Source organism: Streptomyces sp. NH27, assembly GCF_056859195.1.
Window position 1 is genome coordinate 1 of sequence record NZ_JACEGK010000531.1, and the last position, 5,578, is coordinate 5,578.

At 69.7% G+C, this 5,578-nt stretch carries 5 protein-coding genes; all 5 read left to right on the top strand.

All coding sequences use genetic code 11. The features are described from left to right. The first annotated feature begins 302 nt into the window (after positions 1 to 302). The 5 genes from AC13HU_RS31115 to AC13HU_RS31135 all read left to right on the top strand — a co-directional run bounded on the left by AC13HU_RS31115 (position 303) and on the right by AC13HU_RS31135 (position 5,545). Positions 303 to 1,820 carry a sugar ABC transporter ATP-binding protein gene (locus AC13HU_RS31115; protein ID WP_483045316.1) on the top strand — a complete coding sequence of 506 codons (1,518 nt, stop codon included), beginning with the start codon at positions 303 to 305 and terminating at the stop codon, positions 1,818 to 1,820. Beyond that, the gene (locus AC13HU_RS31120; RefSeq protein ID WP_483045317.1) at positions 1,817 to 2,860 is read left to right on the top strand and encodes an ABC transporter permease; all 1,044 of its coding nucleotides are present in this window, start codon (positions 1,817 to 1,819) and stop codon (positions 2,858 to 2,860) included. The genes AC13HU_RS31115 and AC13HU_RS31120 overlap by 4 nt, the downstream gene beginning before the upstream one ends. Continuing rightward, a complete protein-coding gene (locus AC13HU_RS31125) occupies positions 2,850 to 3,902 on the top strand; it encodes an ABC transporter permease (protein ID WP_483045318.1) in 1,053 nt (350 codons plus the stop codon). Before AC13HU_RS31120 ends, AC13HU_RS31125 begins: the two co-directional genes overlap by 11 nt. 175 nt (positions 3,903 to 4,077) lie before the next feature. Then, positions 4,078 to 5,088: a substrate-binding domain-containing protein gene (locus AC13HU_RS31130; RefSeq protein WP_483045319.1), complete on the top strand. Its 1,011-nt coding sequence runs from the start codon at positions 4,078 to 4,080 to the stop codon at positions 5,086 to 5,088. 100 nt (positions 5,089 to 5,188) lie between these two features. Next, positions 5,189 to 5,545 (top strand): L-rhamnose mutarotase, encoded by a 357-nt coding sequence (locus AC13HU_RS31135; protein WP_483045320.1) that lies wholly within the window; start codon positions 5,189 to 5,191, stop codon positions 5,543 to 5,545. Positions 5,546 to 5,578: the final 33 nt, after the last annotated feature.

Below are 5,578 nucleotides of genomic sequence, written 5' to 3' on the forward strand. Positions count from 1 at the left end.
CACACCCGCCGACCGCGGCCCCGGCAGCCCGCGTTGCCGGCCCGTACGGCGGCTCCCGTGGCCCGACGCGCCCACCAGCGCTCTTCCCCGCCAACGGATATTACGTGCGGGACCCTAGACGTCACGTGACACAGGACATAGTCTCGCGTCCGTCAACTTTTGTGAAACGTTCCAATTTACCGGTGGCCCGACGTTCGGACGGAGGGCACGACGAGTCCCGGACGACGTTCCGGGGAGGGGTGGGCACACATGTGGCAAGCCCGCCGCGGAAGCGCACCACACCAAGACGAGGACCTGGCACGATGAAAGATCCCGTAGGCAAGGACCCGCTCCTCGTCCTCGAGCAGGCGGCAAAGCGCTTCGGCGCGGTGCGCGCCCTCGAGGACGGGTCGGTCACCCTTTACCCAGGCGAGGCACACGCCCTGTTGGGCGAGAACGGCGCGGGCAAGTCCACGCTCGTGAAGATCCTCGCCGGCGTACACCAGCCCGACAGCGGCCGGCTGCTGATCGGCGGCGCTCCGGTCGTACTGTCCGGGCCCGCGGCCTCCCGCGCCGCCGGGGTGTCGATCATCTACCAGGAGCCCACCCTCTTCCCCGACCTCACCGTCGCGGAGAACATCTTCATGGGCCGCCAGCCGCGCCGCGCGGGCCGCCGGATCGACCGGACCGCGATGAACAAGGCGGCCGTGGCTGTCTTCGAGCGGCTGGGCGTCCAGTTGGACCCGCAGCGCCAGGCCCGCGGCCTGTCCGTCGCCGACCAGCAGATCGTCGAGATCGCCAAGGCCCTGTCCCTGGACGCCAAGGTGCTGGTGATGGACGAGCCGACCGCCGCCCTGACCTCGGTGGAGGTGGAGCGCCTCTTCGACGTGATGCGCACGCTGCGCGAGCAGGGCGCGGCGGTGCTGTTCATCTCGCACCGGATCGAGGAGGTGCTGGCGAGCTGCCAGCGCGTCACCATCATGCGCGACGGGCGCTTCGTGAGCACCGCGCCGATCGAGGACGTGACGGCCGACTCCATCATCCGCTCGATGGTCGGCCGCGAGCTGGGCACGCTCTTCCCGAAGACGGAGACCGCCCCGGGCGAGACCGTGCTGGAGGTCGAACACCTCACCCGGGAGGGCGTCTTCCACGACATCAGCTTCACCGTGCGCAGGGGCGAGATCGTCGGCCTGGCCGGGCTGGTCGGGGCGGGCCGCAGCGAGGTGGCCCGCGCCGTCTTCGGTATCGACCGGTGGACGTCGGGCACGGTCAAGGTGGGCGGCAGGAAGCTGCGCAACGGCACCCCGGCCGACGCGATGGCCGCCGGTGTGGCGCTGGTCCCCGAGGACCGCCGCCAGCAGGGCCTGGTGATGGACATGGGCATCGACCGCAACGTCGCGCTCGCCTCGCTGGCCCGGCTGGGGCAGTACGGGCTGATCCGGCGCGGCTCGGAGCGCGAGCTGGCCCTGACCTGGGCGGAGCGCCTCCAGTTGAAGTTCGGCCGGATGAGGAACCCGGTCTCCACCCTGTCGGGCGGCAATCAGCAGAAGGTCGTGCTCGGCAAGTGGCTGGCGCGTGACCCGTCCCTGCTGATCATCGACGAACCGACCCGAGGTATCGACGTCGGGACCAAGGCCGAGGTGCACCGCATCCTCGACGGCCTGGTGGCCGACGGAATGGCGGTGCTGATGATCTCCTCCGAACTGCCCGAAGTGCTGGGCATGGCCGACCGGGTGCTGGTCCTGCACGAGGGTCGGATCACCGCCGAGCTGAGCCGCGCCGAGGCCGACGAGGACTCGATCATGCGCGCCGCCACCGGTTACGCGGCGGTGGCGTCATGACCGCACAGCTCACCGCGCCGGCCCCGGCGCCCGCCACCCAGCGCTTCGCCCGTGGTGCCGCGTTGCTGCGGGCCCGGGAGTTGGGCATCGGCGTCGCGATCGTGCTGGTCTTCGTCGCCACCACAATCAGCAACCACGCCTTCGCGAACGCGCACAGCATCGAGCAACTGCTCACCGGCGCCTCGCTGATCGCGCTGCTCGGCGTCGGCGAGACGATGGTCATCGTCACCCGCAACGTCGACCTGTCGGTCGGCTCGGTGGTTGGCCTGTCCGCGTATGTCGTCGGCGACGTCTTCAAGCACCACTCCGGCTTCCCGGTGCTGCTGGGCTACGTGCTCGGCATCGCGGTCGGCGCCCTGGTCGGCTCGATCAACGGGCTGATCACGGTCGTCACCCGGGTGCCCAGCCTGGTGGTGACGCTCGCGATGCTCTACGTCGTCCGCGGGGTGGACGGGGTGATCGTCGACGGCAAGACCATCGACCCGGCGTCGATCCCCAAGTCCTTCACCGAAGTGGGGTATCGGACCTTCCTCGGCGTGCCGTGGCTGGCCATCATCGTGGCGGTCGTGGTCGCGGTCGTCGGGTACGCGATGCGCTCCTTCCGGGCCAGCCGCGACCTGTACGCGATCGGCTCCAACCCGGAGGCCGCCGCGCTGGCGGGCATCCCCGCCGGGCGACGGGTGTTCACCGCGTTCCTGATCAGCGGTTCGCTCGCCGGCCTGGCCGGGTCACTGTTCCTGGCCCTGCACGCCCAGATCGACGTCACCGGCGGCAACGGCTACGAGTTGACCGTCGTGTCCGCGGTGGTCGTCGGCGGGGTGGCCATCTTCGGCGGCAGCGGCACCGTGCTGGGCGCCGCCCTCGGTGCGCTGCTGCTCAACACGATCAACCAGGCGCTGGTCGCCGCGAAGATCTCGTCCTTCTGGAACGAGGCGATCGCCGGTGGTCTGCTGCTGGCGGCCATCGCCTTCGACCGCTGGCTGAGCCTGCGGGTGGCCCGCAGCCTCCAGTCCGCACAGGGAGCCCACCGTGACGCCTGACATCACCACCACGAAGCCGGCCGCCACCTCCTACCAGGGTGTCGACGACGGCGGGCAGCCGTTCTGGCGCGGGCTGGTGCGCTGGGAGACCGCGCTGGTGTTCGTCCTGATCGCGGTGCTGATCTTCGGGTCGGCACAGACGTCGGGCTTCCTGGACGGCACCAACTTCTTCTACATCACCCTGAACATGGGCGAGATCGCCATCATGGCGCTGCCGTTGACGCTGATCGTGATGACCGGCGAGATGGACCTGTCGGTGGCCTCGATGCTGGGGCTGTCCGGCACCGTGATGGGGTCGCTCTTCCACGACGGCTGGTCGGTGTGGGCCGCGATGGCGGCGGCGCTGGCGGTCGGCGTGGCCGGCGGCGCGCTCAACGGCCTGCTCGTGTCGAAGATGGGGCTGCCGTCGATCGCGGTGACGATCGGTACGCTGACGCTCTTCCGCGGGATCTCCGAGATCGTGCTCGCGCCGCGCACCATCACCGGCTTCCCGATCTCGCTCACCAAGATCGGCGTGATGCCGGTGCAGGGCACGAAGATCGCCTGGTCCGCGCTGATCTTCCTGGTACTGGCGGTGATCTTCGGCGTGGTCCTGCACGCGACGTCGCTGGGCCGCTCCATCGTGGCGATCGGCCTGCAACCGGAGGCCGCCCGCTTCTCCGGGGTGCGGGTGGACCGGATCAAGTTCGGGCTCTACGTGGCCTCCGGCTTCTTCTGCGCGCTCGCCGGCATCCTGTTCACCCTCAAGAACTCCTCGGTCAGCTACGACGCCGGCACCGGGCTCGAACTCAACGTGGTGGCGATCGTGCTGCTCGGCGGGGTGTCGATCTTCGGCGGCCGGGGCACCGTGATCGGCGTGGTGCTCGCGGTGATCATCGTCGGCTGCCTCCAGCAGGCGCTGACGCAGATGGGCGTCCAGCCGGAGGTGCAGAACATCGTCACCGGCGCGCTGCTGCTGGTGAGCGTCGTCGTGCCCAACGGCGGCGAGTTGCTGCGCCGGTTCAGGGCCCGCACCAGGCGGGGCCCGGTGCCCGTCGCCTGACCGCTCCCCCGGTCCGTAGTTCCGCTCCGCTTCCTCACCGCTTCCTCACCGGCCGGCACCCGGCGGCGCCGACCGTTCCCGTCCAGCCCTCAAGAAGAAAGACAGTCACGTGACCATCAGCAGAACCGTGCGCCGCAGGGCGACCGCACTCCTCTCCGTCTCCGTGGCCGGCCTCATGCTCGCGGCGTGCGGCTCCTCCTCCAACGCCGGCGCCGACCCGACCGGCAAGCCGACCGCGACCGGCGTCAAGAAGGGCCTGACGGTCTACTTCATCCCGAAGGACACCCAGAACCCGTACGAGGTGCTCGCCGACGCCGGCGGCAAGAAGGCGCTGGAGGAGCTCGGCGGCAAGGTCGTGGTCTCCAGCGGCACCGCCGACACCGCGGCCGCGCAGATCCCGTCGATCCAGACCGCGATCCAGAAGCACGCCGACGCCATAGTGATCGCGGGCAACGACCCGTCCGCGCTGTGCCCCTCGCTCAACCAGGCCGCGGCCGCCGGGATCAAGATCGTCTCGTTCGACTCGGACATCTCCTGCGGCACCAGCCCGAACCACCTGTTCATCAACCAGGCGGACACCGAGACCATCGGTACCTCCGAGGTCGACCTGCTGGCCAAGCAGATCGGCAACACCGGGCAGGTCGCCATCCTGTCCGCCGCGGCCAGCGCGACCAACCAGAACGCCTGGATCAAGTACATGAAGCAGCAGCTGACCAAGTACCCGAACATGAAGCTGGTCAGCACGGTGTACGGCAACGACGACCCGGCCACGTCGCTGACCGTGCTCCAGGGGCTGCTGTCGGCGTACCCGAACCTCAAGGGCATCATCTCGCCGACCACCGTGGGCATTTCGACCGCGGCGCAGTACCTGTCCAACCACAAGGACGTGGCGAAGAAGGTCACGCTCACCGGACTCGGGCTGCCGTCGCAGATGAAGTCCTACGTCAAGGACGGCACCGTGAAGTCCTTCGAGCTGTGGGACCCCAACCAGCTGGGCTACCTGGCCGGTTACGCGGCCGCGTCCCTCGCGTCCGGCAGCGCCAGCCTGCAGACCGGGTCCAGCTTCAAGGCGGGCACGCTCGGCACCTACAAGGTGCTCGCCCCGTCGACCGGGGTCGGCCCGTCCGTCGTGCTCGGCCCGCCGACCGTCTTCGACGCCGCCAACGTCGACAAGTTCGACTTCTGATGCCGCGGGGCGCCCGGCCGGTCCCGTCATGGGGCCGGCCGGCGCCGCCGGCACCCGGGACGCCCGCGGCGCCCGGAGAGCACAAGGGAACGACGAACAGGTGAACCGCTACTGCTTCCTGCTACGGGTCAGGCCCGACCGGCTCGACGAATACCGCGAACGGCACGCGCACGTATGGCCGGACATGCTGCGCGCACTCGACGCGGCAGGCTGGCGCAACTACTCGATCTTCGCCGCCGATGACGGGCTGATCGTCGGATACGTCGAGGCCGACGACCTGGCCACCGCGCAGGCCGCGATGGCCCGCACCGACGTCAACGCACGCTGGCAGGCGGAGATGGCCCCCTTCTTCACCGGCCTGGACGGGCGACCGCCGGACGAGGGGTTCCTGCTGCTCCAGCAGATCTTCAACCTCGACGACCAACTGCACGCCAGTGGAGAAGGACCCGGCCGATGACCACGACTTTCGACTCCTCACCGCCCGACGACC

What these genes read in the sequence shown, in the direction of transcription:
- AC13HU_RS31130 (WP_483045319.1), top strand. Translation starts at nt 4,078, where the DNA reads ATGCTCGCGGCGTGCGGCTCCTCCTCCAACGCCGGCGCCGACCCGACC.
- AC13HU_RS31120 (WP_483045317.1), top strand. Translation starts at nt 1,817, where the DNA reads ATGACCGCACAGCTCACCGCGCCGGCCCCGGCGCCCGCCACCCAGCGC.
- AC13HU_RS31115 (WP_483045316.1), top strand. Translation starts at nt 303, where the DNA reads ATGAAAGATCCCGTAGGCAAGGACCCGCTCCTCGTCCTCGAGCAGGCG.